A 25,775-nucleotide genomic window follows, 5' to 3' on the forward strand; every position below is an offset into this window, starting at 1 on the left:
ATAACATTTCCAGGCGCAGACGCACGGCTTCTCTCCATGTCGCCTGCACGTCCTCTATCGCAAACCCGTCAGGCAAGGTGTCGTTCCAGCACCGCCAGACGCTCTGGCGTACCCACGTCTACCCAGTGGCCAGCGAAATGCTCGCCCGAGACACGCCCTTCGGCCATGGCCTGACGCAGCAGCGGCGCCAGGGCAAACGCCCCTGGCGGCTCGCTGGCCACCAGAGCGGGGCGCAGCAGGCTGATGCCCGCAAAGGTCAGGCGTGGCGCTCCAGCGCTCGCCACCCGGCCCTGATGCAGCGCGAAGTCGCCGTCAGGGTGTTGCACCGGGTTGTCCACCAGCACCAGATGCGCCAGATCCTCGGCGGCCAGCGCGGCAGCATCCGGCAGGTAGTCGCACCACACATCCCCGTTGATCAACAGAAAAGGAGATTCTCCCAACAGCGGCAGCGCCTGGCGAATACCGCCGCCGGTTTCCAGCGGAGATGGCTCGTGGCTCCACTGGATGGATACCTGATAGGCGCTGCCGTCGCCCAGGGCGGCCATGATCTGCTCGGCACGATAGCTGACATTGATGACCAACTCATGAATGCCTGCCTGCCGCAGGCGCTCGATGTGATGCACGATCAGCGGCTTGCCCGCGACGGGCAGCAGCGGCTTGGGGCAGTGGTCGGTAAGCGGGCGCATGCGCTTGCCAAGGCCTGCAGCCAGGATCATGGCCTTCATGTGCTCTGCTCCGCCAGGCGCTGCATGATGGCGGGGCGCAGCTCGCTGCTGACCCACTTGGCAAACCCCTGATGGGCAGGCAGGGCTGCCAGGCTGTCTTCCAGGTGAGCGAGGAAGTGGGGTAGGCGGGCCAGGTAGCCCTGCTTGGCGTCGCGTAGCGTCAATCGGCAGAAGATGCCCAGTACCTTGAGCGAACGCTGGGCCGCCATGGCATGGCACTGGGCCAGAAATTCCGCTTCCGAGGTAGTGCGGGGCAGTCGTCCCTCCTGGCGAGCCTGCTGGTAGAATAGCGATACCAGCTCGGCAAACTGGCTGGCGCTGAAACGACAGTAACGCCCCCGCAGCAGCGAGATCAGGTCGTAGCTGAGCGGACCAGCCACGGCATCCTGAAAGTCGATCATCGTCAGTTGCTGATCCTGGCACATGAGGTTCATGGCATCGAAGTCCCGATGTACGCTGACCACGGGCTGTGCCAGCGCGCTATGGATCAACGCCTGACGCAGCGCGGGCCACGACTCGGGGGCGGCCAGCCCTAGCCAACGTTCCAGGCACCATTCGGGGAACAGGTCGAGTTCACGCCCCAGCAGCGCCTCATCGTAGGCGGGTAGCGCCGCAGGGTCGGCACGATTCTGCAACTGAGCGATCAGCGCCATCGCTTCCAGGTGGCGCTGACGGGTGCTGTCAGGGTCCGTGAAGGTGTCCTGAAGCGGGGTGTCGCCCAGATCCTCCAGCAGCAGGAATCCTTCGTCGAGGTCGCTGGCATAGATGCAGGGGACCGCTAGCCCGGCGGCATGCCAGCGTTTGCCGATGGCCACGAAAGGCGCCGAGTCCTCTTGGGCGGGCGGCGCGTCCATGACGATGCGTGTGCTGCCATCGGGGAGCGTGAGGCGAAAATAGCGCCGAAAACTGGCGTCGCCGCCCGCCGGTGCCAATTGAATATGCGCGGGCGCGAGGCCATGATGCTGCGCTGCCCACTGGGTGAGGGCGTCGATCCTGGAAGAGGACATGCAAGCTCCTTGCTGGTCGGGCATGATGCGGGCTGTATAATACCGATTCTGGATGCCAAGGATAACGAACATGGGCAAGCGAATCTCGCGCACCACTCCGGTTGCGCAAACGCTGTTGGGCAGTGTGCTCGCCGGTGCCTCGCTGTCAGCGGTGGCTCAGGGCCAGCCGCTGTCGGCTGACGCGCTGGACTGGCAGCCCTGGGGGCAGGACGAAGCACGTCAACAGCTGTGTCGTGGGCGCTATGTGATGCCCGACTATCGTTTGTCCGCGCAAGAGAACCCGGAAACGCTCTCGGTGGAAACCGATGAAGCGGATTATGCCGCGGATGGCGAAGCGTTGCTGCGCGGCGATGTGGTCTTGCGTCGTGGCAATACCGAACTGCAGGCCGATCAGGTATTTCTCCCGGCGGACCGCCAGCGCGTCGATGCCGAAGGTGATCTGGTCATCCGCGACGGTCAGGCCATGGTGCGTGGTGAACAGGCCACGCTGATGCTCAACGAAGATCGCGCCTCGCTGCGCAATAGCCATTACGTGCTCTATGACCAGCACCTGCGCGGTCAAGCCAGTCAACTGGAGCAAACCGGAGAAGAGCAGTATCGCCTGCGCGATGCCACCTTCACTACCTGTGATCCGGGTGCCAACAGCTGGCAGCTGGTGGGTAGCGATATCCAGTTGAATCAGGCCACCGGATTCGGCACGGCACGCCACGCGCGCCTGCAGGTCAAGGACGTGCCGATTTTCTACTGGCCCTGGCTGCGTTTTCCCATCGATGACCGCCGCCACACGGGGCTGCTGTCGCCCACGCTGAGCTTCTCCAGTGACGGCTTTGACTATGCTCAGCCGTTTTACTGGAACATTGCACCTAACCATGACGCCACCATTACACCGCGCTGGATGTCGGACCGTGGGCTGCTGCTCAATGGCGAGTATCGCTACCTGTTCGAGCAAAGCCAGGGGATCGTGGAGGGTGGTTTCCTGGGCAGCGATGGTGGCAGCAGCACCGGAGACAATCGCTTCGAAGGTGAAGAGCGCTGGTACATCGATGCGCAGCACGCCGGTGCCTTGGCCCCGCGCAGCGACTATCAATTGCGCTACGGAGCGGCCAGCGATGGGCGCTATTTCGACGACTTTGGTGGTGAGTTCGGCAGCGGTGATCGGGTCAGCATGGAGCGTCTGGCGCAGGTGGACTACCGCGGCGAGCGCTGGCAGCTGGACGCCAGGGCCCAAGGGTTTCAGCGCCTGGAAGACCCGCTCAGCGATACCGATCGCCCTTTCTACCGCCTGCCCAGCCTGACCGCCAACTCGGACTGGCAGCTGGGCAGCGGGTTTTATACCCAGTGGCGCTCCAACGCGACCTATTTTTGGCGTGACGTGGACGAACGGCGGGTCCCCGAGCGGGAAGCCGCCATTGGTACCCGCTTGCACCTGACCCCCAGCGTGGGCTGGCGCTATGAGCAGCCCTGGGGCTATATCGAACCGCGCAGCGAGCTGTGGCATACCGCCTACGAACTGGATTACGGCGACCGTATCACGGACCGCGATACGTCGCCCTCGCGTAGCGTCGCCATCACCTCCATCGACGGTGGGCTGGTCTTCGAGCGTGAGCTTGAGCTGGGCGGGCGTGACTATCGCCAGACTCTCGAGCCCCGTATCAACTACGCCTACGTGCCGCGTACCAACCAGACCCAGCTGCCGGACTTCGATAGCCGTGAACGGGCGTTCTCCTGGGATCAGCTCTGGTCCCCGCACCGCTTCTCGGGGGCTGACCGGGTAGGTGATCTGAATCGCGTCTCGTTGGGCTTGCAGTCTCGGCTGATCGAAGACAGCGCCGGGCGTGATCGTTTGACGCTGGGCGTTGGCCAGAGCCTCTATTTCGCCGAGCGGCGTATCGACAGTGACGGTGACCCGAGCACGCTGCCGCCGCGTCCGGAGGATGCTCCCAATGCCAATCCGCTGAGCCGCTATCAGGCCACGCGAGACCGCTCGCCGCTGGTGACCCGTCTGGACTGGCAGATCAACGACCGCTGGAGCACGGGCTATGAATGGCTCTACGACGACGAGCGTGAGCAGACCGAACGCTCCAGTGTCGATGTACGTTATCTCCATCCGGACGGCCACGTAGTGAACCTTGGCTACCGCTGGGAGATCGAAGGGTTCGATCCTTCCGTGGTGCCCGGCGACGACGGCTTCCGCGACTACAGTCGTGAAGAGTGGGACCTGTCGCTGGCCTGGAAAGCCAGCCCAAGGATTGATTTGATTGGCCGCTACCTGCACGATCAAACCAACGATCGTCCTCTGGAGCAGTTGGCAGGCTTGCAGTGGAACGACTGCTGCTACGGCGTACAGCTTGTCTGGCGGGAGTGGATAGACGACAACGATACCGCCAGAGTGGAAGACGACTTTAGTGACCGTGGGCTGTTCTTGCGCTTTGTCTTCCGTGGTCTTGGCGGTGTTGGTCAACAGGCCGACAGCTACTTTGAGCAGGCGATCCCTGGCTACCGCCCCACACCCCTTTAACGATCACCTTGAATGGCGACTGAAAGAGACTTTTTATGACGATCAGAAAGACCCTGCGGACCCGCAAGCTCTCCCAGCGGGCAAGATTGCTTTCGGCGGGCACCATGATGACCCTGTGCCTGGGTGCCGGTGCTGCCCTGGTACCGTTGAGCGTTCAGGCCCAGAGCTTCGAATCCGCGCAGCGTCAGCCGCTGGATAGCGTCGTGGCCGTTGTCAACGATGGTGTCATCATGCGCAGCGAGCTGAACGACCGCATCGCGCAAATCGAACAGCAGGCGGCCGCTCAAGGCGGGCAACTGCCGCCCCGCAGCCAGTTGGCCCAGCAGGTGCTGGAGCGCATGGTGATGGACGAAATTCAGCTGCAGATGGCCAGCCGCGCCAACCTGAGCGTGGACGACACCGAGCTTAACCGTCAGCTGCGTACCATTGCCGAGTCCAATGGCATGAGCCTGGACCAGTTTGCCGATGCCGTGGAAGCCGATGGCATGAGTCTGGCCAGCGTGCGTGAGGAAGTACGGCGCGAAATGCTGATGCGCCAGGTGCAGCAGCGTCAGATCAGCCAGCGGGTTTCCGTGTCGGACCGGGAAGTGGAGCGTTTTCTCGAGCAGCAGCCCTCTCAGCAGGGCCAGTCGTTCATCGAAGAGACCCGTGCGCGCCACGTGCTGGTCGAGCTGACGCCCACCCGAGACGAAGCGCAAGCGCGTAGCCGTGCAGAGCAGGCTCGCCAGCGCCTGCAGCAGGGCGAAGACTTTGCCACCGTTGCCCGTGAACTCAGCGATGACCGGGGAAGCGGCATGAACGGCGGCGACCTGGGCTGGGTGCGCCCCGGCCAGACGGTGCCTGCCTTCGAAGAGGCCATGAACTCGCTCGGCCCCAACCAGCTGTCCGAGCCGGTGCGCTCGCAGTTTGGCTACCACGTGATCGAAGTGCTGGAGCGTCGCCGTCAGGACGTGACCGAAGAGAGCCGTCGCGAGCAGGTGCGCCAGGCCATCTTCCAGCGTCGTGCCAATGAAGAGCTGGAAGTATGGCAGCGTGAAATTCGCGAACAGGCCTTCGTGGACATTCGCCTGTAATGTCGCTGCCGCTGCTGATCACCACCGGGGAGCCCGCCGGTATCGGCCCCGAGCTGACGCTGATGCTGGCGGCCCAGGGGCGTCTGAACAACACCGTGGCGGTAGGTGACCCGACGCTGCTCGCCCAGCGGGCGGCGTTGCTCGCGCTCACGGTGGAGATCGTGGTCGCCGAGCCGGGCAGCCAGCAGGTCTCCTCGCCAGGGCGCCTGGTGGTGTGGCCGGTCGCCTTGCGCGCACCGGCCACGCCCGGCGTGCTGGACCCTGCCAATGCAGGCTATGTGCTGGACACCCTGCAGACGGCAGTGGATGCCTGCCTGGCCGGACACGCGGCGGCCATGGTGACTGCCCCGCTGCACAAGGGCGTGATCATCGAAGGTGGCTACCCGCACTTCACGGGCCACACCGAGTGGCTGCGGGACGCCTGCGGCGTGGATGAGGTGGTCATGCTGTTGGCCACGGACGCTGCGCTGCACGCCACGTCGCCACAGTGGCAGGGCGAAAGCGACCTGCGGGTTGCTCTGGTGACCACCCATCTGCCGCTGCGCGATGTGGCGGATGCCATTACCGGCGAGCGCATTGCGCGCATCAGCCGTCTGCTGGTGGCGGACCTGCAGTGTCAATTCGGCATTGCCCAGCCTCGGGTGGCGGTGTGTGGGCTCAACCCCCATGCGGGTGAAGATGGCCACCTGGGCCGCGAAGAGCTGGAAATCATCACGCCCACCCTGCAGGCGCTGCGTGCCGAGGGCCTGAACGTGGAAGGCCCGTTTCCGGCCGATACCCTGTTTACCCCACGCCATCTGGCGGGGGTCGATGCGGTACTGGCGATGTATCACGACCAGGGCCTGGCAGTGCTAAAATACGCAGGCTTTGGTCAGGCTGCCAACATCACCTTGGGGCTGCCGCTGGTACGCACCTCGGTAGACCATGGCACGGCGCTGGACCTGGCAGGCCGCGGCATTGCCAACCCCTCCAGCCTGGGCGTGGCGGTGGCACTCGCCCAGCGGCTGGCCACCCAGCGTGCCTCCTCTCAGGCCGCCCCATGAATCAACCCTCCAAGGAACACTGCTAGATGTCTCAAGTGCCCCTGCAGCACCGTGCTCGTAAACGCTTCGGTCAAAACTTTCTCCGTGATCTCGGGATCATTTCACGGATTGTCCGTGCCATCGGGCCGCGTGAAGGCGATCGGCTGGTCGAAATCGGTCCCGGCCAGGGCGCGCTCACTGCTCCCTTGCTGGAAGCGACCGGCAAGCTGGAAGTCATCGAGCTGGATAGAGATCTGATTCCGGGGTTGCGGGTGCAGTTTTTCAACTACCCCGAATTCGTGATTCACGAAGGCGACGCACTGAAGTTCGATTTTGCCGCCCTCAAGGGCGACGGTCAGCCGCTGCGCGTGGTAGGGAATCTGCCTTACAACATTTCGACGCCGCTGATCGTGCACCTGCTGACCATGGGGTCAGCCATCGCCGATATGCACTTCATGCTGCAAAAAGAGGTGGTGGAGCGCCTGGCGGCCGAGCCCGGCAGTACCGATTGGGGGCGGCTCTCGGTGATGGCGCAGTATTACTGTCAGGTGGAGCAGCTGTTCATCGTGCCACCGGAAGCCTTCGTGCCCCGTCCCAAGGTCGATTCCGCCATCGTGCGGCTGACGCCCCATGCATCGCTACCCCAGGTGGCCGATGATCCGGCCCTGCTTTTCGAGCTGGTCAAGCTGGCCTTTGGGCAGCGCCGCAAGACGCTGCGCAACAACCTGAAGGGGCGGGTCAGTGCAGAGGCCCTGGAAGCGTTGGGCATCGACCCTGCCCGGCGCCCGCAAACCCTGACCGTGGCGGAATACGTGACCATCGCCAATCATGTGGCCGCCAATGAGGACGTGGAACAGCGGAGTGGTGACGCGTGAGCGGGCTGGAGATCGAGGTCAGCGTCACGCCAGAGTTTCAGGACGCCGAGTCGAGTGCCAGCGAGGCCCGCTACGTATTCAGCTATACCGTGACGGTGCACAACCAAAGCCCCCATAGCGTGCAGCTGATGGCACGCTACTGGAAAATCACCCAGGGCAATGGCGAGAGCCAGGAAGTGCGCGGCAAGGGCGTGGTGGGTCAGCAGCCGCTGATTGGCCCGGGGCAACGGTTCCGCTATACCAGCCGAGCGATACTGCAAACCCCGGTAGGTGTCATGGAGGGTGCTTACACCTTGTTGAACACCTACACCCAGCGGGCGTTCGATGTGCCCGTCTCGCCTTTTCGGTTAGCGGTGCCCCGCCAGCTGCATTGACGCCTCACTCTCGGCTCAGGCCGCGGGTGGGGTCAGTTGGGCATGCAGATGGTCGCATAGCCTCAGTGCCAGCTGGACGATGGTCAGGGTCGGGTTGGCATGGCCGACGCTTGGGAAGACGCTGGAACCCGCAATATACAGATTGCGCTGATCGAACAGTCGGCAGTCGCTGTTCACGATCCCTTGCTCGGCTCGATGGCTCATGCGCGTCCCGCCCATGTGGTGGCGACCGGCCAGCTCGCCTTCAACAGGGAACTGCACCGTAGGCGAGGCCAGCCAGTCGGCCAACTGCAAGCGGCCAATGTCCTGGTCGATCAGGTACTCGCCGAACAGCATCAGGCTGTCGCGGATGGTGTGGTAATCCAGCGCGGACTGCCGCCAGAACAGGCGGCTGCGCGGTATGCCAAATTCGTCGTGTTCTTCGCTCAACGCCACTCGGTTGTCGAAACGGGGCTCCTGCTCCCAGGCGGCTCGCAGAATGACGCCATGCATACGTTCACCGCGTGCATGCCGAGCGGCAATCTGTTGCCCCAGCGCCGGAGCCGTGAGCGATAGCGTGTCGATGAGCTGCTGCGTGCCTTCCGGGCTCATGCGGTGGAGCCGCAGCCCGCAGTTGAGGAGCCCACGCTGACGCAGGGCCGTGGGCGTAGGCGAAAGGAACACGTTGTATTCGGGGTCGATGCCCACCGCCTGGGGGTTGAACAGCAGCGCCTGACCCACCGATGCATGGGGATGCTCCATCCAGTAGCGACCCAGCGTCGTGGCATCGCGAATCAGCGCCCCTTGTGTCTGCTGGTTCAGCCACAGCAGCAGCCGAGCGTTGTCGATGCCGCCGCAGGCCAGCACGAAATAGCGCGCCCGCACCTGGCACTGCTGACCGGCAAAGCTGCGCAGCGTGATGCTCCGTACATGGCCTGCCTCCTGCTCGATGCCCGTCAGGTTGGCATCCAGGCAGTAGTCCAGCGTAGGGGCGGCGTTCAAGGCAGGCGCATACTTGTCTTTCAGGCGTACCGGGTTGCCCAGTGAAAAATGAATGCGCTCGAAGCCGGAGCCGACCAGCGGGCTGTCATTTGGCGGCGGTGTCAGGTCGAGCAGTGTGGCTGCCGGAGCGTAGTAGGGGGCCAGCGCGTCATGGGTGATGGGCCAGCCCGTCTCGGGGGCGGCAGGCTTGGCGACGAAATCGTGGCGGTCGAGGGGGCGGCAAACGCCACCCCAGTGATTGGTGGAGCCACCCAGGTAACGTAAACGGGCACCGTCGAGCGCCGGGTAGGCGTCGCCCACCACCTCGCCTCGGTAGATCTCCTGGGAGCGTTCGCTGTACGAGGCTCCGCCCCCTTCGCATAGCAGAATGCGGTGGCCACGCTGGGCCAGCGTCACCGCGATGCTGATGCCCGCAGCGCCTGCCCCCACGATACACAGATCATAGGGCGGAGCAGGGGGCGCAGTCTGGGCCGCAAGGGTTTCGAACGCCACATACATTAGCGATCATCCTCATGCAGCAGCCAGCCATTCACCTGCTTTACCGGCCGGGCCTGCAAAAGCGGTGAGTAGGCTAGCGCGACCAACGTGCCGCCCGTGATCAGGGTGAAGGTCTTGAGCGCATCGCGCCGGGTAAGACGCAGGGGCGCGTCGTCGGGCAAGGCAGAGGCAGGCATGGCGGGGCATCCTTGTGGTGGCCAGTCGTGCGCGAATCGCACCCCCGGTGGTTGTCAGGGCTTGTCAGATAGGCCTGCCAGGGGTTGCCGAGTCGCTAACGTTATAGTGGGATATGCACGGCGATTGCTCCAGCGGTTTATGCGTGGTCACCGATACGGCCCCGCGACGCCAACATTGAATCAGTCAACAGGCCTTTACCCATGAGCACTTATATCATTGGCGACCTGCATGGATGTCATGCCGAGTTTGTCGCCTTGCTGGATAAAATCAGCTTTGATCCCGCCCGCGATACGCTCTGGCTGGTGGGCGATTTGATCAACCGGGGGCCTGGCTCCCTGGCCTGCCTGCAGGAAGTGAAAGCGCTGGGCAGCGCCGCACGCAGCGTGCTGGGGAACCACGATTTCCACCTGCTGGTGGTGGCACGGGGGGGCGGCAAGCTCAAGCGCCACGACACGCTGGACGACATTCTGTCTTCGCCCCACCGTGACGATTTGCTGGACTGGCTGCAAAGCCTTCCTCTTGCGGTACAGGCCGATAACACGCTGATGACCCACGCCGGGCTGCTGCCCAGTTGGAGTGCCGAACAGGCGCTGGCGCTGAGCGGAGAAGTACAAGCAGCGCTGGGCAGCGAGCAGGCGGGAGCTTTCCTGAGCCAACTGTTCGGCAATCAGCCTGATCGCTTCCACGACCAGCTCGAGGGCATGGACAGGCTGCGCTGTATCGTCAATGTGTTCACTCGGATGCGCTTCATCGATGCCCAGGAGCGGCTCGATTTTGCTGCCAAGGAGGGGCTGGAGAGCGCGCCTGCGGGCTTTGCGCCCTGGTTCCAGTTTCCCCGTGCCGACGATCTGCGCCTGCTGTTTGGCCACTGGGCGGCGTTGGAGGGGCGTACCCCTGGCGCGAAGGTGGATGTGCACGGGATCGATACCGGGTGCGTGTGGGGTGGTTCTCTGAGCGCGCTGGTGCTGGAGAGCGGCCAGCGTGTCAGTGTGCCCAGCCAGCAGGGAGGCCGCTGATGTTTCAGCTGGATGCATACACCCAAGGGCTGGAGGTCTACCGCGTGGGTGGGGCCGTGCGGGACGAGCTGTTGGGGTGGCCCGTGGTGGATCACGACTGGGTGGTGGTGGGGGCAACCCCCGAAATGATGCAGCAGCGTGGATTCAAACCCGTCGGGCGCGATTTTCCGGTGTTCCTGCACCCGGCTACCCAGGAGGAGTACGCGCTGGCGCGTACCGAGCGCAAGTCGGGCCACGGGTATGGCGGGTTCGAGGTGCACGCCAGCCCCGACGTGACGTTGGAAGAGGATCTCTCCCGTCGGGATCTGACCATCAATGCCATCGCCCAGGCGGCGGATGGGCATTTGACCGACCCTTATCACGGACAGCGGGACATCGAGCAACGCTGGCTTCGCCATGTCTCCCCCGCCTTCAGTGAAGACCCCTTGCGCGTACTGCGTACTGCGCGTTTTTTAGCCCGCTATGCCTCCATGGGCTTTGCCGTTGCGCCGGATACCCTGGCCCTGATGCGCGCGGTCAGCCGCAGCGGAGAGCTGGCGCATCTGGCAGCCGAGCGCGTGTGGGTCGAGACCGAGAAGGCGCTGGCCGAACCCAGCCCCGAGTGCTATTTCACGACCCTGGCCGCGTGTGATGCGTTGGCGGCGTGGTGGCCTGAGCTGGCAGCGAAGGCGTGTCTGGCCCAGGCCCTGGAGGCCATGCAGGCAGCTCCCGAACAGCGCGAGCCGCCGCTGGCGCACTGGCGCTATGCGCTGCTGGTGTCGGTGCTGAGTGAGCCACAGCGCGAAGCCCTGGCCGTGCGTTTGAAGTTGCCCAATAGCGTTGCGCAGCTGGCACGCCATGCCGCCTCGACCAAGGCGCTGCTGGCAGCCCCGCTGGAAGCCGAGAAAGTGCTGTGCTGGCTGGAGCGTCTGGATGGCTGGCGCAAGCCTGCCCAGGTCAGCGCGCAATTGCAGTTGCTGGAGCGGCTTGCGCCGGCCTTGCGCCCCGTTCTGGAGGCGGCCTGGCAAGCCGCCTGCGCGGTCAGCCCTCAGGTGTTGATGGGGGAAGGCTATCGAGGGGCAGCCTTGGGAGAAGCGCTGCGTCAACGGCGGCGCGAGGCCGTGGCCGCAGCGCTTTAGCGCGCGTGGAGCTTGCGCGGCAAGGGGTCGGCCTGGGAAACGAAGCGCCCCTGCCACTGAAAGTCGATGGCCCACAGCCGCTGACGACCCAAGGTGAAACGCTGCCACAGCGTGGCATAAGGCGTATGACAGCGGGGGTGCCGTTCGTCGGGCAGCAGCTCGGCCAAGGGTTGCAGTACGAACGCGTTCTGGGTGATTTCAGCCCGCGGCAGGGCCACATCATCTATCACGCCGCAGGCGTCCCCCACGGTCAGCAGATCGATATCCAGAGCACGCGGGCTGCACTTGACCATGTCGGGCGTCCGCCCGTGGGCCATTTCCAATGCTTTGGACCAAGCCTGCAGTCTGGCCACGGACCAGTCGCTATGGAACGCCACCACCAGGTTGTAGAAATTGCGGCTATCCTTGAAGCCGACGGGTTCGCTCTCGAAAATGCGCGATATCTGCAGTTCGCCAAACGTCTCTGCCAGGGCATCCAGGCACAGGCGGATGTGCTTTTCCGGGTCGATATTGCTGCCCAGGCTCAGTGTCACCAGGTTCATGGGTCGCTATCCTTGCGGTTTTTTGGCAGGCTGCCACGGGTGATTTCCAACCCGACACTGGCTGCTTGAGGCACCGCGCCGGGCTTGCGCACACGCATGTGCAGCCAGCTGATCGGGAACTCGTGCTGCAAACTGGCGGCCAGCCGCTCGGCAAAGGTTTCGACCAGCGCAAACTGATGCTCGTCGGCGAACTGCTGGATTCGCTGGCAGATCGCGGCATAATCGAGAGTCAGGCGCAAATCATCGGTGGCGGCGGCAGGCCGGATGTCCGTGGCCAGGGAGAGATCCAGGCTAAGCGATTGCGTGATGGTGCGCTCCCAATCGTATACGCCAATCACGGTTTCTACGGTGAGTGCTTCAATCAATATGCGGTCCACAGGCCATTCCCCAGCGTCGACAAGCGGGCGATTGTACTTGAGGACGACCATAAACGACAGTTCAGGCGGCGGCGCTGGCTGATGAGGGGCAGGGTGAGCAGGGGATGCTGTGGATCGTCATGGGGTACTTGAGCGGCAGTTGGCTGGCGGCGGTGAGCGTCTGCCGTTGGGCAGGCGTGGCCGATCCGCGCTTTTGCGGTTCCTGTAACCCCGGGTTTTCCAACGTGTTACGGCTGTATGGCCCTCGGCTGGCGGCGGCCACCCTGGCGTTGGATGCCTTGAAGGCGGTGCCGGTGGTCTTGGCTGCCAAGTGGCTGGCCTTGCCGATTATGTGGCAGGGTCTGGTAGGGCTGGCGGTGCTGCTGGGCCACAGCTTCCCGCTCTGGTATGGGTTTCGAGGCGGCAAGGCCGTCGCCAGCGCCTTCGGGGTGTTGCTGGTGCTGGTGCCCAGCGTCGCGCTGCTCAGCGCTGCCATCTGGGCGTTGATGGCATGGCGGTTGGGTACCGCCGCGCTGGCGTCGGTTGCGAGCGCGCTGTTGGCGCCCCTGCTGTGCGCCTGGCTGGCGCCTGACTATATGATCGTGGTGGGCGGGTTCAGCCTGCTGGTGCTGACCCGTCATGTGCTCAATATTCGTCGCTGGCGGCAGGGGGAAGAGCCCCCGCTGCGCAAATAGGCCAACGGCTTATCGGGTGGTGCTGAGGGGCGCTGTCAGCGTGTCCAGTGGCCAGCGTGGTGTAGCCTGCATGATACCGCTGTCGTCGCGCTCTCCTGCCGCCAGACGCTGGGCGCCCACATAGGCAATCATGGCACCATTGTCGGTGCAGAAGCGCCCACGTGGGTAATAGGCCCGAGCCTGGCGCTTTTGGGTCTCCAGGGCCAGGCGCTCGCGCAGCCGCGTATTGGCACTCACACCACCCGCCATCACGATGCGTTTCAGGCCGGTCTCGTCCAGGGCTCGGCGGCACTTGATGACCAGCGTATCCACGACGGCCTCTTCGAAGGCGCGTGCCACGTCGGCTTTGGCCTGTTCGTCCAGCTCGCCTGCGGCTTCCAGCTGGCGAATCGTCGTCAAGGTGTGGGTCTTCAGGCCTGAAAAGCTGAAGTCGAGCCCGGGGCGGTCGGTCATGGGGCGCGGGAAGCGAAAGCGCTTAGGGTCGCCCTGTTCGGCCAGTTTGGCCACCAGCGGGCCGCCTGGGTACGCCAGGCCCAGCATCTTGGCGGCCTTGTCGAAGGCCTCACCGGCCGCATCGTCTACCGATTCGCCCAGGAGTCGATAGCAACCCAGCCCCTGTACTTCCACCAGCTGGGTGTGGCCGCCGGAGACCAGCAGGGCCACGAAGGGAAAGGCAGGAGCCTCCTCCTCCAGCATGGGCGCCAGCAGGTGGCCTTCCATGTGATGCACCCCCAGTACGGGAATGTTCAGCGCCCTGGCCATGCCATGGGCGGTGCTGGCACCGACCATCAGCGCACCCACCAATCCCGGGCCCGCTGTATAGGCGATGCCATCCAGGTCGTGGCGGGAAAGGTTGGCCTCTTTCAATACCTGCTCGATCAGCGGCAGCAGCTTGCGTGTGTGATCCCGAGAGGCCAGTTCGGGCACTACGCCGCCATATTCGGCGTGCATGGCGATCTGGCTATACAGGGCATCGGCCAGCAGACCCTGGCCGCCGGTGTAGGCCGTGTCGTAAATGGCGACGCCGGTTTCGTCGCAGGATGTCTCGATGCCCAGTACACGCATGGCAAAAGCACTCATCTGATTGAAAAGGCAGGTACTCGAAACCGGCTAGTCTAGCATTGTAGCGCCCGCTGGGCGTAAGCATTTGCAAAGATGGCCAACCACGACTAGACTACTGTGCGCTGTAAAACTGGGTCGTGCACCGTCTTGTTCGGTGTGCGTACTATCCGAACTCAAGACTCCTTAAGGTAGGTGAGTGCTTAATGCCTTCTGTAAAAGTACGTGATAACGAGCCGTTTGACGTCGCCCTGCGTCGCTTCAAGCGTTCTTGCGAAAAAGCTGGCGTTCTGTCTGAAGTACGTCGTCGCGAGCACTACGAGAAGCCGACTGCTGAGCGCAAGCGCAAAGCGGCAGCTGCCGTAAAACGTCACGCCAAGAAGTTGCAGCGTGAGCGTAAGCGTTTCGAACGGCTCTATTGATCCGTACATGGAGAGAGCCAGAGCAGTTGGCTGGTTGTCTCAAGAGGGATGCCAAGCGGCCGCCACCAGGTGGCCGTTTGTTTTTCGTTTCGTGTTGTCTGTTTTACGCGGTTTAAGGTGATCAGGCGCTTGGCCTGATGACGTTAGACCCGCCCACAAGCGTGTTGCGCGAGGATGCCCTCAGCCCATGGCAGGTCAAATTCCACAGCGATTTATCGACGATCTGCTTGGCCGCGTCGACGTGGTCGAGGTGGTGGGGGAGCGCGTACAGCTCAAGAAAGCGGGCCGTAATTTTTCCGGCCTGTGTCCTTTCCATCAGGAAAAAACACCTTCGTTTACCGTCAGTGCCGACAAGCAGTTCTATCACTGCTTTGGCTGTGGTGCCCACGGTAATGCGCTACGCTTTTTGATGGAATACGACAAGCTGCCCTTTCCCGAGGCAGTCGAGCAGCTGGCCGGGCGGCTGGGGCTGGACGTGCCCAGGGAAGGGGCGGACGACCCGCGTGCCCAGCAGCGGGAGAAAAAACGCAAGGAAGGTGTCAATCTTCTCGAGGTGGCGGCCAGCTTCTATCGTGAGCGATTGAAGATGCAGGAGGGGCAGGCGGCCCAGCGCTACTTGCAGGGGCGTGGCCTTTCGCCAGACGTGATGACCACCTACGGGATTGGCTATGCCCCCGGCGGTTGGGAGGCGCTGAAGCAGCATCTGAGCGCCAAGGGCATCGGTGAGTCGGTGCAGATCGAGTACGGTCTGCTGATTCACCGTGAGGACACTGGGCGCACTTATGATCGCTTCCGCGACCGAGTGATGTTTCCGATACGCGATTTGCGCGGTCGGACCATCGCCTTTGGCGGTCGGGTCATGGGGGATGAGCAGCCCAAATACCTCAACTCGCCGGAGACGCCCGTCTTCCACAAGGGGCGCGAGCTGTACGGCTTGTACGAGGCGCGTCAGGCGACCAGCAAGCTGGAACAGCTGGTGATGGTCGAAGGTTACATGGACGTGGTGGCGCTGGCGCAGTACGGCATTCATAACGCCGTGGCCACGCTGGGCACCGCCACCACCGAAGACCACCTGACGCGCCTGTTCCGCCTGGTCAGTCGCGTGGTGTTCTGTTTCGACGGTGACCGCGCCGGGCGTCAGGCAGCCAGCCGTGCGCTGGAAACCGCGCTGCCGCAGATGATCGATGGCCGCGAGGCACGGTTTCTGTTCTTGCCGGAAGGGGATGACCCGGATTCGCTGGTACGCCGCGAGGGTCGCGAGGCCTTCGAAGACCGCGTGACCTGTGCCATGCCGCTGTCGGAGTTTCTGTTCGAGCAGGCTGCCCAGGGGCGCGACTTGCAGACCGTGGAAGGGCGCGAGCGCTTCGCCAGTCACGTGCTGGAGGCGCTGCAGAAGGTCCCGGAAGGCATGCTGAAGTCGCTGTTGCTGGAGACGCTCGCCAAGCGAAGTGGGCTGTCCCAGGCGCAGTTGCAGGGGTTGCTGGACAAACGCGTGGCAGCAGCCTCCAGGGTGTCGCCGCAGTGGGAGCCGGTCGATGCGCAGGCGGCGCCGGAAGAGCAGGTTCGCCCGCGCGGTGGTCGGCCGTTGCGTCAGGCGAGCACCTCGCGGGCGCTCTCCACCGTAGGACGTATCGTGCAGCTGTTGCTGCATGAACCGACGCTGGTGGCCGTTCTGCCGGAAACGCAGGATTGGCTGCCTGGCCAGGATCCTCAGGCATCGCTTTGCCGGGACCTGATTGCCCTGCTGCGCGCCGGACGCTACCGCAGCCCGCAAGTGGTACTGGCGCACTTTCAGGGCAGTGATGAGGGGCGTGTGCTGGCAGAGTTGGCCGCGCGTGAGCTGCTGATTCCCAGGGCGACCCGTGAGGACGAGCTGACCGGGTTGGTCGAACACCTGGTCGAGAAGCAGCGCAAGCGTTCGCCGCAGGAAGAGTACGATGCCTTGCTGGCGCTGGAGCGCTCAGGGCAAAAGCTGGATAAGGAGCAGCGGCAGCGGTTGGCCGGGTTGGTGATGGAATTGACCCAGGGCCGCTAATGCACAAGGTGGTTGCAAGAGGTGAGGGGTTGAAATCTCGAACTTCAGGGCCACATAGAGGTTATGCCGCCAAGTATTGGCTAACCGAACAACCTAACACACCTGAATGATCGCGAAAATACGTTTCGCTGGAAAAAATCCAGCTATTTACGCTATACTGTTCGGCTTGTTGAGTTTAATCGATTCAGCGCCCCAGGTGTTTCATTCTTCTTCGTCGAGATAGGGTTTCTATGGCTGGAAATGCGCAGCAGCAGTCACGTCTGAAGGAGTTGATCGCGCGCGGCAAGGAGCAGGGCTACCTGACCTATGCCGAGGTCAACGACCATCTACCCGAGGATATCGCCGACCCGGATCAAGTGGAAGACATCATTGGCATGATCAACGACATGGGTATCAGTGTCGTTGAAGAAGCGCCAGATGAAGACACTTTGATGATGTCGGATCACTCCGCGGACGAATCCGCTGCGGAAGAGGCCGTTGCGGCACTCGCCGCCGTGGAAAGCGACGTCGGTCGCACCACTGACCCTGTCCGCATGTACATGCGTGAGATGGGTACGGTGGAGCTGCTGACCCGTGAAGGCGAAATCGAAATCGCCAAGCGGATCGAAGAGGGCACGCGGGAAGTCATGTCGGCGCTTGCGTACCTGCCCGGTGCCGTTGCCTCCATCCTCGAAGCCTACGACGCGACCCAGGACGAGGAGGCGCCAGGGCGCCTTTCCGACCTGTTCTCCGGCTTCATCGACCCCGATGAAGGTATTCCCGGGGTGGCTGAAGCGGAAGCCCCCGAGCCGGAAGTCGATACCGAGCTGAGCGATGACGACGATATCGACAGCGACGATGACGACGATGACGAGGACACCACCGCCAGCGAAGGCGGCCCGGACCCGGAAGAGGCCAAGGCGCGTTTCGAGCAGATTCGTGAGCAGAATGCTGCCGTCGAAGCGGCGCTGGCCAAGTTTGGCCGTGGCAGTAGCGAGCTGAAGGCCGAGCAGGCACGTCTGGCCGAGCTGTTCTCGCCCATCAAACTGGTGCCCAAGCACTTCGAGCGTCTGGTGGGGCAGATCCGCATCAGCGTGGAGCAGGTGCGTGCCCAGGAAAAGGCGGTCATGCAGCTGTGCGTCAAGAAAGCCAAGGTGCCGCGCAAGACCTTCATCAAGTCCTTCCCGGGGCATGAGTCGGATTCGTCGTGGCTGGACGCTTTCCAGGAAGCGCAGCCCAAGTATGCCGACCGTCTTGAGCCACTGCGTGCCGACATCGCACGTTCTCAGCGCAAGATTGCGTTCGAGGAAGACATGGTGCAGCTGACGGTGGCGGACCTGAAGGAAGTCAACCGCAAGCTCTCCATCGGTGAAGCGAAGGCGCGCCGGGCCAAGAAAGAGATGGTCGAGGCCAACCTGCGTCTGGTGATCTCGATCGCCAAGAAGTACACCAACCGTGGCCTGCAGTTCCTGGATCTGATTCAGGAAGGCAATATCGGTCTGATGAAGGCGGTGGACAAGTTCGAGTATCGCCGTGGCTACAAGTTCTCCACCTACGCGACATGGTGGATTCGTCAGGCCATTACGCGCTCCATCGCGGATCAGGCGCGGACCATTCGTATTCCGGTCCATATGATCGAGACCATCAACAAGCTCAATCGTGTCTCTCGTCAGATGCTGCAGGAAATGGGCCGCGAGCCGACGCCTGAAGAGCTGGGCGAGCGTCTTGAAATGCCGGAAGACAAGGTGCGCAAGGTGCTCAAGATCGCCAAGGAGCCGATCTCCATGGAGACGCCGATTGGTGATGACGATGACTCTCACCTGGGCGACTTCATCGAGGACAGCACCATGCTGCTGCCCATCGATATGGCGACCGGCGAAGGCCTGATCGAAGCGACCCGTAACGTCCTCGGTGGTTTGACCGCTCGCGAAGCGAAGGTGCTGCGCATGCGTTTCGGTATCGACATGAATACCGATCACACCCTGGAAGAAGTCGGCAAGCAGTTCGACGTGACCCGAGAGCGGATCCGCCAGATCGAAGCCAAGGCGCTTCGCAAGCTGCGTCATCCCAGCCGTTCCGAGCCGCTGCGTTCCTTCCTGGACGAGTAAGCGTCGCTCGAAAAAGCCCGCCGTGGAAACACGGCGGGCTTTTTTGTGGGCGGCTGTTGGGCAAGGTGCCAGTAGCACCTTGCCGCTTTTGTTGAAGCCTTTACAGGGTGTAGTGAGTCGCGGAGCCCGGTCCTACGGGCAGACCCAGTACGAATACCCAGAGGAAGAACAGAAGGCTCCAGCCGATCAGCATGAACAGGGTATAAGGCAGCATGAGCGCTACCAGAGTGCCAATGCCCATATCCTTGCGGTAGCGGGTCGCCACGGCCAGAATCAGCCCAAAATAGCTCATCATCGGGGTGATCAGGTTGGTGACCGAGTCGCCGATCCGGTAGGCGGCCTGAATCACTTCCGGGGCGTAGCCCATCAGCATCAGCATGGGCACGAAGATGGGTGCCGTCACGGCCCACTGCGCCGAGGCGCTGCCCAGCGACAGGTTGATGAAGGCGCACATGATGATGAACAGCGCAAATAGTCCAGGCCCGCGCAGCCCCAGAGACTCCAGCAGGTCGGCTCCGGCAATGGCGGTCACCGTGCCAAAGTTGCTCCAGTTGAACAGCGCCACGAACTGAGCGGCAAAAAAGACCAGCACGATATAGAGGCCCAGGCTGCTCATGCTCTTGGCCATGGCGTTCACCACGTCGCGGTCATTGTGCATGGTGCCTGCCAAGCGACCATAGATGAAGCCCAGCACGCTGAACGAAACGGCCACGATCACCACGATGCCGCGCAGGAAGGGGGAGCCGCTGATCAGCCCGGTCTCGGGGTCGCGCAGAATGCCGCCTTCAGGCACCACCATGATGGCCACCAGGGCGATGAGTGCCAGAGTGGCCAGGCCGGTGCCCTTCAGTGCCCGCTTTTCGGTGTCGGACAGGCCCTCCATACGCTGCTGATCGATATCGCTGTCGGCATAGGCCGTATCGAACTTGCCCAGCTTCGGCTCGACGATGCGCTCCGTGACCAGGCCGCCAATCAGGGTGACGAAAAAGGTGCTGGCAAACATGAAGAACCAGTTGGCTTCGGCCCCGACGATATACGCCGGGTCCAGCAGACGAGCGGCTTCCTGGGTGATGCCCGAGAGCAGCGGGTCGACGGTGCCGATCAAGAGGTTGGCGCTGTAGCCGCCGGAGACGCCACAAAACGCGGCTGCCAGACCGGCCAGCGGATGTCTGCCCAGCGAATGAAAGATCATCGCCGCCAGCGGAATCAGCACCACATAGCCAAGCTCGGCTGCCATGTTCGACATGATGCCCGCAAATACCACGGCATAGGTGACGATACGCGGTGAGCGGTTGAGTACCAGCGCGCGCATGCTGGCCGACAGCAGGCCCGAGTGCTCGGCCACACCCACCCCCAGCATGGCCACCAGCACGGTACCCAAGGGCGCAAAACTGGTGAAGTTGGTCACCATTTCGGTGACCAGACGGCGCAGGCCCTCGGCGTTGAGCAATGAATTGACGGCAATCCACTCGCCTTCATTGGCTGGGCGTGGGTCGGCTACCGATACCCCTAGCGCCCCCGCAATGCCGCTGCCGACCACCACCAGCACACACAGGATGGCGAACAGTGTCACCGGGTGAGGCAGCAAGTTGCCCAGCCATTCGACGCTATCCAGGAAGCGAGTGAACGCCCCGCGTTTTAGCGTATTTTCACGATTGTTTGGTGTATTCATAACGTTTGTGTCGTCAGTTGGTTGTTTTTTAGCAAAATTGCCCAAAGCGGTGTGGGGGACGACACTACGTGGATGGTCAAGGGGGCGCAAATGGCTTTACGTATAGCGGGATGTAAAAAATGAAATGCCGTCTCTGGCGGTGCTCTCAAAGACGGCAAAAAGAACCTATTGGCAGGGTGTCAGGCGCTTTTCTGGCGAGCAAGGTGCAGGCGTCGGGCCAGCAGGAGCAGCTCGATCATGGCAAACAGAATCAGGCTATAGCCCAGCAGCTCGACCACTTCTTCTGCCACATCCTTGAAAACCCGGACGTATTGCTCCTCCAATACGGCGCGCCAAAACACTTGCCTGCCATAAAGACGTGAAAATACATAAGTAACCAGTACGCCGCCTGCAAACAGCCCAAAGGCAAAGCTATTGCTGAAGTGGCGAAACTCCTCCAGAAAACGCTGGCGCTGGTACACGACCCAGGCCAGTGAGGGGAGGATGATCATGGCGACCAGGATTTTCCAGGTATGCCGTGCGACGTACTCATCGAGAAAGTAGTCCTGCTCACGTACCAGCGAGGCAGCGAGGAAGGCCAGCAGCAGAAGGGTCACCGTGGGCCATACTTTCAGCACATGGCGTACGTAGAGGAGCAAGGTGCAGCAGCTGATCAGAATGAAGGTCTGGGTCAGCTCGGTGAACCCCAGCTCGGTATAGCGCACGGTAGGCAGATACAACGCTTCCAGATACGCGCCTTGGGCGATGCCTCCGATGAAGAGTATATAGAGTGTCGCGCGCAGCAGCGCAGTGCGAAAATCAATAGGCCAGGAGGGTGGCATCACGGTTCCTCTACGTCAGGCGAGATCAGTCAAACAACAAACATACATGAATGGATGTTCATTATATCGTCACTTTTCTGTGCTGACACGTCGAACGTGCCAGGAATATCTCGACGAATGGCGGGTTACACTGCAAAGTAACGACATGAAAGCAATAACGACCGTTGAGGGGCGGATGTCACCATGGCCATTAGCGTCTTTGATCTGTTTCGGATAGGCATTGGCCCGTCCAGCTCGCATACCGTGGGGCCCATGCGCGCGGCGCGGGATTTCGTGATGGCGTTGCCGGAAGCGCCAGTGTCACGGCTGGTGGTGCGGCTGCACGGGTCGTTGGCCGCGACTGGGGTAGGCCACGGCACCGACAATGCGGTGGTGATGGGCCTGATGGGTGAAATGCCCGAGTTCATCGAGCCCGACAGCATTGCCGGACGCCTGGCGGCGCTGGACGACGGGACGCCACTGACGCTGCCCAATGGGCATTCGCTGCCCTTCGACCGTGCGCGAGACATCGAGTGGGACGAGACCTGTCTGGCCTTTCATCCCAATGCCATGGTGATCACGGCCTACCAGCAAGAGCGGGTCATCGCGACCAACACTTACTACTCGCTGGGCGGCGGCTTCTATGTCGACCAGGCCTGTGCCGATCAGGGCGGGCTGGATGAGGACAAGACGGCGCTGCCTTATCCGTTCGAATCGGGTAACGAGCTATTGGCACTGTGCCAGGCGAATGATTTGCGTATCAGCCAGCTGATGCTGGAAAACGAGAAAGCCTGGCGCAGCGAAGACACCATCCGTACCGAACTGCTGAAGATCTGGCACGCCATGCGTGACAGCATCGAGAACGGATTGAAAGCCACCGGGCGGTTGCCTGGCGGGCTGAACGTGCGCCGTCGCGCCAACGCCCTGCATCAGCAACTGCTTTCGCCGCCCGCCCAGCAGCGCCTGATCGTCAGCAGTTTCAGCGTGATGGATTGGGTCAACCTGTTTGCGCTGGCCGTCAATGAAGAGAACGCGGCCGGCAAGCGGATGGTCACGGCGCCCACCAATGGGGCTGCCGGTATCGTTCCGGCGGTGCTGGCCTATTACCTGAAGTTCGAACCCGACGCCTGCGATGCCGACGTGGTCGATTTTCTGTTGGCGGCGGGCGCCATGGGCATACTGTGCAAGAAGAATGCCTCGATCTCCGGGGCGGAGGTGGGCTGCCAGGGAGAGGTCGGCTCGGCGTGCGCCATGGCGGCGGCCGGGCTGGCCGAAGTGCTGGGCGGTACGCCGCGGCAGGTAGAAAACGCTGCGGAAATTGGCCTGGAACATAACCTGGGGCTGACCTGTGACCCGGTGGCGGGGCTGGTGCAGGTCCCTTGTATCGAGCGCAATGCCATTGCGTCGGTCAAGGCCATCAATGCCGCCCGCATGGCGCTGCATGGTGATGGCGACCACTTCGTCTCGCTGGATAAAGTGATCAAGACCATGCGCGATACCGGACGCGACATGCAGGACAAATACAAGGAGACCTCCAAGGGAGGGCTCGCGGTCAACGCCATCGAGTGTTAATCCGGCAGCGCGTGTCAGGCCTGGGGCAGGGTGCGGCCGATATTGGCCACCAGATAGTCCACCAGTTGACGAATCTTGGGTGACAAGTGGCGGTGGCGCGGGTAGACCGCCCACACCGCCGTATCGTGGTGCTGGAAGGGTTCCAGCACCGAGATCAGTTCACCACTGGCCAGATGCGGAGCGACGTAGTAATCCGGCAACTGAGCCAGGCCCAGCCCTTTCAGGGCCGCATCCAGCAGGGCAGGCCCCGAGTTGCCGCTCCAGCATCCCTCCACCTTGACCTCTCGCCGCTGGCCGTTCACTTCGAACAGCCAGTTGGGGCGCGACCCCAGTAGGCAGCGGTGTTGGCTCAGCTCGCCCAGCGTGTGGGGGCGGGGCGCCTGACGAAAATAGGCCTGTGAGCCCACCACGTATTCGCGGCGTTCGCACAGCCGCCGAGCAATCAGGCTGGAGTCTTTCAGTACCCCCATGCGAATGGCGATGTCGAAACCCTCTTCGATCAACTCCACCGGGCGATTGGTGAAGTGCATGTGTACTTCGAGCTGAGGGTGCAGGCGCTGGAAATCATTGACCAGCGGGGCAACGTAGCGCTCGCCGAAGGTCGTTGCCGAGGTCAGTTTCAGTAGCCCATGGGGTTTGGCCTGCAGCTCGCTGATCGCCTGCTCGGCATCACGCAGCCCATCGAACAAATGGCGGCAGTGCTCCACGTACAAGGCCCCGGCATCGGTCAGCCGAATCTGCCGTGTGGTGCGATACAGCAGCTGAACGCCCAGCTGATTCTCCAACTGGCTGACCAGCCGACTGATATGCGAGGTGGACACCTTCAAGTGGCGAGCCGCGGCCGAAAAGGTGCCGAGCCGTACGACTTCCACGAACGCTTCGATACGATCCCAGCGCTGCATGGCGCTCCTCATGTGCATCTGGCGGTGAAGGGTGGCAGCGAATGAGCAACGCGATTGTTGCTCAGTGGCAATAATCTTGTGAGTGTATCCCGCTTTATCCCTTTCGCCTAGCTGGCCTACACTGCAAGCACGTTTATCCATCCACTTTATCGAGCGCTGTTGCGCCCAGGCAGTGAACGTCGCTGCGCAACACCTCGGGGAGATTTGCATGAAATCACGTGCTGCGGTTGCACTCGAAGCGGGCAAGCCGCTCGAACTGGTCGACATCGATGTGGAAGGCCCCAAGGCGGGCGAGGTGCTGGTGAAGATGGCGGCCACCAGCGTCTGCCATACCGATGCCTATACCTTGTCGGGCGCCGACCCGGAAGGTAACTTCCCGGCGGTACTGGGCCACGAAGGTGCGGGTATCGTGCAGGAAGTGGGCGAAGGCGTGACCAGCCTGAAGCCGGGCGACCACGTCATTCCGCTGTATACCGCTGAGTGCGGCAAGTGCAAATTCTGCCTGTCCGGCAAGACCAACCTGTGTGGCAGCGTGCGCGCTACCCAAGGTAAAGGGGTCATGCCCGATGGCACATCGCGCTTCTCGCTGGAAGGCAAGATGCTGCACCACTACATGGGCACCTCCACCTTCAGTGAGTACACCGTGCTGCCGGAAGTCTCGCTGGCCGTGGTTTCCAAGGAAGCGCCGCTGGACAAGATCTGCCTGCTGGGCTGCGGTGTCACCACCGGGATTGGTGCCGTGTTGAACACGGCCAAGGTCGAGCCGGGCTCCACCATTGCCGTGTTTGGCCTCGGGGCGATCGGCCTGGCGGTGATCCAGGGGGCCGTGATGGCCAAGGCCGCCAGGATCATCGCCATTGATGTCAATCCGGACAAGTTCGAGCTGGCCAAGCAGTTCGGGGCGACGGACTTCGTCAACCCGAAAGACTACAGCGACCCGATCCAGCAAGTGATCGTCGACATGACCGACGGTGGCGTGGACTACTCCTTCGAGTGCATCGGCAATGTCAACGTGATGCGTTCCGCCCTCGAGTGCTGCCACAAGGGCTGGGGTGAGTCGATCGTCATTGGCGTGGCGAGTGCCGGTGAAGAGGTCTCCACGCGCCCCTTCCAACTGGTCACCGGCCGGGTATGGAAAGGCTCTGCGTTTGGCGGCGTGAAAGGGCGTAGCGAGCTGCCGGGTTATGTAGACCGTTATATGAACGGCGAGCTGAACATCGACGACTTCATTACCCATGACATGCCCTTCGAGAAGATCAACGAAGCCTTCGATCTGCTCCATGCCGGCAAGAGCATTCGTACCGTTCTGCATTACTGAGTATGATGAAAGCAGCCTGAAAGAACGCGGCCGGGGCGACCCGCCGCGTTTCACTGTTTAAGGAGCCTGCCCATGAGCATGAGTGAAACGTTGGAGCTGGTGTCGGCAAACCGCAGTTTTGGCGGTTGGCACAAGCGCTACCGCCACTACTCCCGAGCCCTGGACTGCGACATGGTCTTTGCGGTGTACCTGCCGCCACAAGCCGAAAACGAGCGGGTGCCCCTGCTGTGGTGGCTGTCGGGGTTGACCTGCAATGACGAAAACTTCATGCAGAAAGCCGGCGCGCACCGCATTGCGGCAGAGCTGGGCGTGGCGATCGTATGTCCGGATACCAGCCCGCGCGGCACGGAGTTGCCCGGCGAGCATGAAAGCTACGATCTGGGGTCTGGCGCAGGTTTCTACGTGAACGCCACCCAGGCGCCCTGGAAGCCTCACTACCGCATGTACGATTATGTGGTCGAAGAGCTGCCGTCCGTGGTGCGTCAGCATTTTCCGGTCAATGGCCGCGAGTCGATCAGCGGGCACTCCATGGGAGGGCATGGTGCATTGATTCTGGCGCTGCGTCATCCGGGGCGCTTCCGTTCGGTATCGGCCTTTGCGCCGATCGTGAACCCGATGAACTGCCCTTGGGGGCAAAAAGCCTTCACCAGCTACCTTGGGGAAGATCAGACCCGCTGGCGCCAGTACGATGCCTGCGAGCTGGTGGCCAATGGCGCTTCCCGGCAACGGTTGTTCATCGATCAAGGAGAAGCCGATCAGTTCCTGGAAGAGCAGCTGATGCCCGAGCGTCTGGAAGCGGTATGCGCCGAGCATGATCACCCGCTAACGCTGCGCCGTCAGCCAGGCTACGATCATAGTTACTTCTTCATCGCCTCGTTCATCGAGGACCATTTGCGCTATCATGCGGAGCACCTCATGAAACGTTAAGGGT

Annotated in this window: 24 protein-coding genes; 14 read left to right on the top strand and 10 right to left on the bottom strand. The window is 62.5% G+C overall.

Translation table 11 applies throughout. The annotated features are described in order from the left end of the window. Nucleotides 1-68: 68 nt before the first annotated feature. Both murU and LG409_RS04200 read right to left on the bottom strand, forming a co-directional pair. Nucleotides 69-725: an N-acetylmuramate alpha-1-phosphate uridylyltransferase MurU gene (murU, locus tag LG409_RS04195; RefSeq protein WP_193461648.1), complete on the bottom strand. Its 657-nt coding sequence runs from the start codon at nucleotides 723-725 to the stop codon at nucleotides 69-71. Then, nucleotides 722-1,732, bottom strand: coding sequence for an aminoglycoside phosphotransferase family protein (locus LG409_RS04200; protein ID WP_227407673.1), 1,011 nt, complete (start codon nucleotides 1,730-1,732; stop codon nucleotides 722-724). The genes murU and LG409_RS04200 overlap by 4 nt, the downstream gene beginning before the upstream one ends. 70 nt (nucleotides 1,733-1,802) lie before the next feature. Here LG409_RS04200 and LG409_RS04205 point away from each other — a divergent pair, with 70 nt between their 5' ends. The 5 genes from LG409_RS04205 to apaG are packed head-to-tail and all read left to right on the top strand — an operon-like array spanning nucleotide 1,803 to nucleotide 7,594. Beyond that, entirely contained in the window at nucleotides 1,803-4,250 is a 2,448-nt protein-coding gene (locus tag LG409_RS04205; RefSeq protein ID WP_227407674.1) for an LPS-assembly protein LptD, read from the top strand. Nucleotides 4,251-4,285: 35 nt separating this feature from the next. Then, nucleotides 4,286-5,323 carry a peptidylprolyl isomerase gene (locus LG409_RS04210; RefSeq protein ID WP_096921365.1) on the top strand — a complete coding sequence of 346 codons (1,038 nt, stop codon included), beginning with the start codon at nucleotides 4,286-4,288 and terminating at the stop codon, nucleotides 5,321-5,323. Then, a complete protein-coding gene (gene pdxA / locus LG409_RS04215) occupies nucleotides 5,323-6,366 on the top strand; it encodes a 4-hydroxythreonine-4-phosphate dehydrogenase PdxA (protein WP_227407675.1) in 1,044 nt (347 codons plus the stop codon). The genes LG409_RS04210 and pdxA overlap by 1 nt, the downstream gene beginning before the upstream one ends. Nucleotides 6,367-6,392: 26 nt before the next feature. Beyond that, entirely contained in the window at nucleotides 6,393-7,220 is an 828-nt protein-coding gene (gene rsmA / locus LG409_RS04220; protein ID WP_227407676.1) for a 16S rRNA (adenine(1518)-N(6)/adenine(1519)-N(6))-dimethyltransferase RsmA, read from the top strand. After that, entirely contained in the window at nucleotides 7,217-7,594 is a 378-nt protein-coding gene (gene apaG, locus LG409_RS04225; RefSeq protein WP_144979781.1) for a Co2+/Mg2+ efflux protein ApaG, read from the top strand. The genes rsmA and apaG overlap by 4 nt, the downstream gene beginning before the upstream one ends. Before the next feature lie 15 nt (nucleotides 7,595-7,609). Here the strand turns inward: apaG and LG409_RS04230 are convergent, their stop codons facing one another. Next, a complete protein-coding gene (locus LG409_RS04230) occupies nucleotides 7,610-9,073 on the bottom strand; it encodes a GMC oxidoreductase (RefSeq protein ID WP_144979785.1) in 1,464 nt (487 codons plus the stop codon). After that, nucleotides 9,073-9,249 (bottom strand): hypothetical protein, encoded by a 177-nt coding sequence (locus LG409_RS04235; protein WP_186299072.1) that lies wholly within the window; start codon nucleotides 9,247-9,249, stop codon nucleotides 9,073-9,075. The genes LG409_RS04230 and LG409_RS04235 overlap by 1 nt, the downstream gene beginning before the upstream one ends. 201 nt (nucleotides 9,250-9,450) lie before the next feature. Between LG409_RS04235 and LG409_RS04240 the strand changes: the two genes are divergently transcribed. Together LG409_RS04240 and LG409_RS04245 are read left to right on the top strand one after the other, a co-directional pair. After that, entirely contained in the window at nucleotides 9,451-10,266 is an 816-nt protein-coding gene (locus LG409_RS04240) for a symmetrical bis(5'-nucleosyl)-tetraphosphatase (RefSeq protein ID WP_144979788.1), read from the top strand. Further along, nucleotides 10,266-11,384 (top strand): polynucleotide adenylyltransferase, encoded by a 1,119-nt coding sequence (locus LG409_RS04245; RefSeq protein ID WP_096921361.1) that lies wholly within the window; start codon nucleotides 10,266-10,268, stop codon nucleotides 11,382-11,384. Before LG409_RS04240 ends, LG409_RS04245 begins: the two co-directional genes overlap by 1 nt. On the opposite strand, the gene folK is transcribed toward LG409_RS04245, so the two are convergent. Both folK and folB read right to left on the bottom strand, forming a co-directional pair. Beyond that, nucleotides 11,381-11,926 carry a 2-amino-4-hydroxy-6-hydroxymethyldihydropteridine diphosphokinase gene (gene folK / locus LG409_RS04250; protein ID WP_144979791.1) on the bottom strand — a complete coding sequence of 182 codons (546 nt, stop codon included), beginning with the start codon at nucleotides 11,924-11,926 and terminating at the stop codon, nucleotides 11,381-11,383. The genes LG409_RS04245 and folK overlap by 4 nt on opposite strands. Next, nucleotides 11,923-12,303, bottom strand: a complete 381-nt coding sequence (folB, locus tag LG409_RS04255; protein WP_039175618.1) for a dihydroneopterin aldolase — start codon at nucleotides 12,301-12,303, stop codon at nucleotides 11,923-11,925. The genes folK and folB overlap by 4 nt, the downstream gene beginning before the upstream one ends. Nucleotides 12,304-12,407: 104 nt before the next feature. Between folB and LG409_RS04260 the strand changes: the two genes are divergently transcribed. Continuing rightward, nucleotides 12,408-12,977, top strand: a complete 570-nt coding sequence (locus tag LG409_RS04260) for a glycerol-3-phosphate acyltransferase (protein ID WP_039175619.1) — start codon at nucleotides 12,408-12,410, stop codon at nucleotides 12,975-12,977. A gap of 9 nt (nucleotides 12,978-12,986) precedes the next feature. On the opposite strand, the gene tsaD is transcribed toward LG409_RS04260, so the two are convergent. After that, a complete protein-coding gene (gene tsaD / locus LG409_RS04265) occupies nucleotides 12,987-14,042 on the bottom strand; it encodes a tRNA (adenosine(37)-N6)-threonylcarbamoyltransferase complex transferase subunit TsaD (RefSeq protein WP_227407677.1) in 1,056 nt (351 codons plus the stop codon). 200 nt (nucleotides 14,043-14,242) lie between these two features. On the opposite strand from tsaD, the gene rpsU reads away from it, so the two are divergent. The 3 genes from rpsU (at nucleotide 14,243) to rpoD (ending at nucleotide 18,580) form a co-directional block, all read left to right on the top strand. Then, entirely contained in the window at nucleotides 14,243-14,458 is a 216-nt protein-coding gene (gene rpsU, locus LG409_RS04270; RefSeq protein WP_016416934.1) for a 30S ribosomal protein S21, read from the top strand. 187 nt (nucleotides 14,459-14,645) lie between these two features. Then, entirely contained in the window at nucleotides 14,646-16,493 is a 1,848-nt protein-coding gene (gene dnaG, locus LG409_RS04275) for a DNA primase (RefSeq protein ID WP_227407678.1), read from the top strand. A 230-nt stretch (nucleotides 16,494-16,723) separates the two neighbouring features. Further along, nucleotides 16,724-18,580 carry an RNA polymerase sigma factor RpoD gene (gene rpoD / locus LG409_RS04280; protein WP_039175627.1) on the top strand — a complete coding sequence of 619 codons (1,857 nt, stop codon included), beginning with the start codon at nucleotides 16,724-16,726 and terminating at the stop codon, nucleotides 18,578-18,580. 100 nt (nucleotides 18,581-18,680) lie between these two features. On the opposite strand, the gene LG409_RS04285 is transcribed toward rpoD, so the two are convergent. Beyond that, the gene (locus LG409_RS04285) at nucleotides 18,681-20,252 is read right to left on the bottom strand and encodes an AbgT family transporter (RefSeq protein WP_039175630.1); all 1,572 of its coding nucleotides are present in this window, start codon (nucleotides 20,250-20,252) and stop codon (nucleotides 18,681-18,683) included. 179 nt (nucleotides 20,253-20,431) lie between these two features. Further along, complete coding sequence (locus LG409_RS04290) at nucleotides 20,432-21,073, bottom strand: hypothetical protein (RefSeq protein ID WP_081192452.1); 642 nt, start codon at nucleotides 21,071-21,073, stop codon at nucleotides 20,432-20,434. 183 nt (nucleotides 21,074-21,256) lie between these two features. Between LG409_RS04290 and LG409_RS04295 the strand changes: the two genes are divergently transcribed. Next, nucleotides 21,257-22,624, top strand: coding sequence for an L-serine ammonia-lyase (locus LG409_RS04295; RefSeq protein WP_227407679.1), 1,368 nt, complete (start codon nucleotides 21,257-21,259; stop codon nucleotides 22,622-22,624). Nucleotides 22,625-22,638: 14 nt separating this feature from the next. Here the strand turns inward: LG409_RS04295 and LG409_RS04300 are convergent, their stop codons facing one another. Further along, a complete protein-coding gene (locus LG409_RS04300; protein WP_039175636.1) occupies nucleotides 22,639-23,526 on the bottom strand; it encodes a LysR family transcriptional regulator in 888 nt (295 codons plus the stop codon). A 208-nt stretch (nucleotides 23,527-23,734) separates the two neighbouring features. On the opposite strand from LG409_RS04300, the gene LG409_RS04305 reads away from it, so the two are divergent. Continuing rightward, nucleotides 23,735-24,844, top strand: a complete 1,110-nt coding sequence (locus LG409_RS04305; protein ID WP_227407680.1) for an S-(hydroxymethyl)glutathione dehydrogenase/class III alcohol dehydrogenase — start codon at nucleotides 23,735-23,737, stop codon at nucleotides 24,842-24,844. 72 nt (nucleotides 24,845-24,916) lie between these two features. Then, nucleotides 24,917-25,771, top strand: a complete 855-nt coding sequence (fghA, locus tag LG409_RS04310) for an S-formylglutathione hydrolase (RefSeq protein WP_016916326.1) — start codon at nucleotides 24,917-24,919, stop codon at nucleotides 25,769-25,771. Nucleotides 25,772-25,775: the final 4 nt, after the last annotated feature.

It is taken from the genome of Halomonas sp. NyZ770 (genome assembly GCF_020616575.1).
GTDB lineage: Bacteria > Pseudomonadota > Gammaproteobacteria > Pseudomonadales > Halomonadaceae > Vreelandella > Vreelandella hamiltonii.

Coding starts and splice junctions, on each gene's coding strand:
- murU (WP_193461648.1), bottom strand. CDS start 725: ATGAAGGCCATGATCCTGGCTGCAGGCCTTGGCAAGCGCATGCGCCCG.
- LG409_RS04200 (WP_227407673.1), bottom strand. CDS start 1,732: ATGTCCTCTTCCAGGATCGACGCCCTCACCCAGTGGGCAGCGCAGCAT.
- LG409_RS04205 (WP_227407674.1), top strand. CDS start 1,803: ATGGGCAAGCGAATCTCGCGCACCACTCCGGTTGCGCAAACGCTGTTG.
- LG409_RS04210 (WP_096921365.1), top strand. CDS start 4,286: ATGACGATCAGAAAGACCCTGCGGACCCGCAAGCTCTCCCAGCGGGCA.
- pdxA (WP_227407675.1), top strand. CDS start 5,323: ATGTCGCTGCCGCTGCTGATCACCACCGGGGAGCCCGCCGGTATCGGC.
- rsmA (WP_227407676.1), top strand. CDS start 6,393: ATGTCTCAAGTGCCCCTGCAGCACCGTGCTCGTAAACGCTTCGGTCAA.
- LG409_RS04230 (WP_144979785.1), bottom strand. CDS start 9,073: ATGTATGTGGCGTTCGAAACCCTTGCGGCCCAGACTGCGCCCCCTGCT.
- LG409_RS04235 (WP_186299072.1), bottom strand. CDS start 9,249: ATGCCTGCCTCTGCCTTGCCCGACGACGCGCCCCTGCGTCTTACCCGG.
- LG409_RS04240 (WP_144979788.1), top strand. CDS start 9,451: ATGAGCACTTATATCATTGGCGACCTGCATGGATGTCATGCCGAGTTT.
- LG409_RS04245 (WP_096921361.1), top strand. CDS start 10,266: ATGTTTCAGCTGGATGCATACACCCAAGGGCTGGAGGTCTACCGCGTG.
- folK (WP_144979791.1), bottom strand. CDS start 11,926: ATGAACCTGGTGACACTGAGCCTGGGCAGCAATATCGACCCGGAAAAG.
- LG409_RS04260 (WP_039175619.1), top strand. CDS start 12,408: ATGCTGTGGATCGTCATGGGGTACTTGAGCGGCAGTTGGCTGGCGGCG.
- tsaD (WP_227407677.1), bottom strand. CDS start 14,042: ATGCGTGTACTGGGCATCGAGACATCCTGCGACGAAACCGGCGTCGCC.
- rpsU (WP_016416934.1), top strand. CDS start 14,243: ATGCCTTCTGTAAAAGTACGTGATAACGAGCCGTTTGACGTCGCCCTG.
- dnaG (WP_227407678.1), top strand. CDS start 14,646: ATGGCAGGTCAAATTCCACAGCGATTTATCGACGATCTGCTTGGCCGC.
- rpoD (WP_039175627.1), top strand. CDS start 16,724: ATGGCTGGAAATGCGCAGCAGCAGTCACGTCTGAAGGAGTTGATCGCG.
- LG409_RS04285 (WP_039175630.1), bottom strand. CDS start 20,252: ATGAATACACCAAACAATCGTGAAAATACGCTAAAACGCGGGGCGTTC.
- LG409_RS04290 (WP_081192452.1), bottom strand. CDS start 21,073: ATGCCACCCTCCTGGCCTATTGATTTTCGCACTGCGCTGCTGCGCGCG.
- LG409_RS04295 (WP_227407679.1), top strand. CDS start 21,257: ATGGCCATTAGCGTCTTTGATCTGTTTCGGATAGGCATTGGCCCGTCC.
- LG409_RS04300 (WP_039175636.1), bottom strand. CDS start 23,526: ATGCAGCGCTGGGATCGTATCGAAGCGTTCGTGGAAGTCGTACGGCTC.
- LG409_RS04305 (WP_227407680.1), top strand. CDS start 23,735: ATGAAATCACGTGCTGCGGTTGCACTCGAAGCGGGCAAGCCGCTCGAA.
- fghA (WP_016916326.1), top strand. CDS start 24,917: ATGAGCATGAGTGAAACGTTGGAGCTGGTGTCGGCAAACCGCAGTTTT.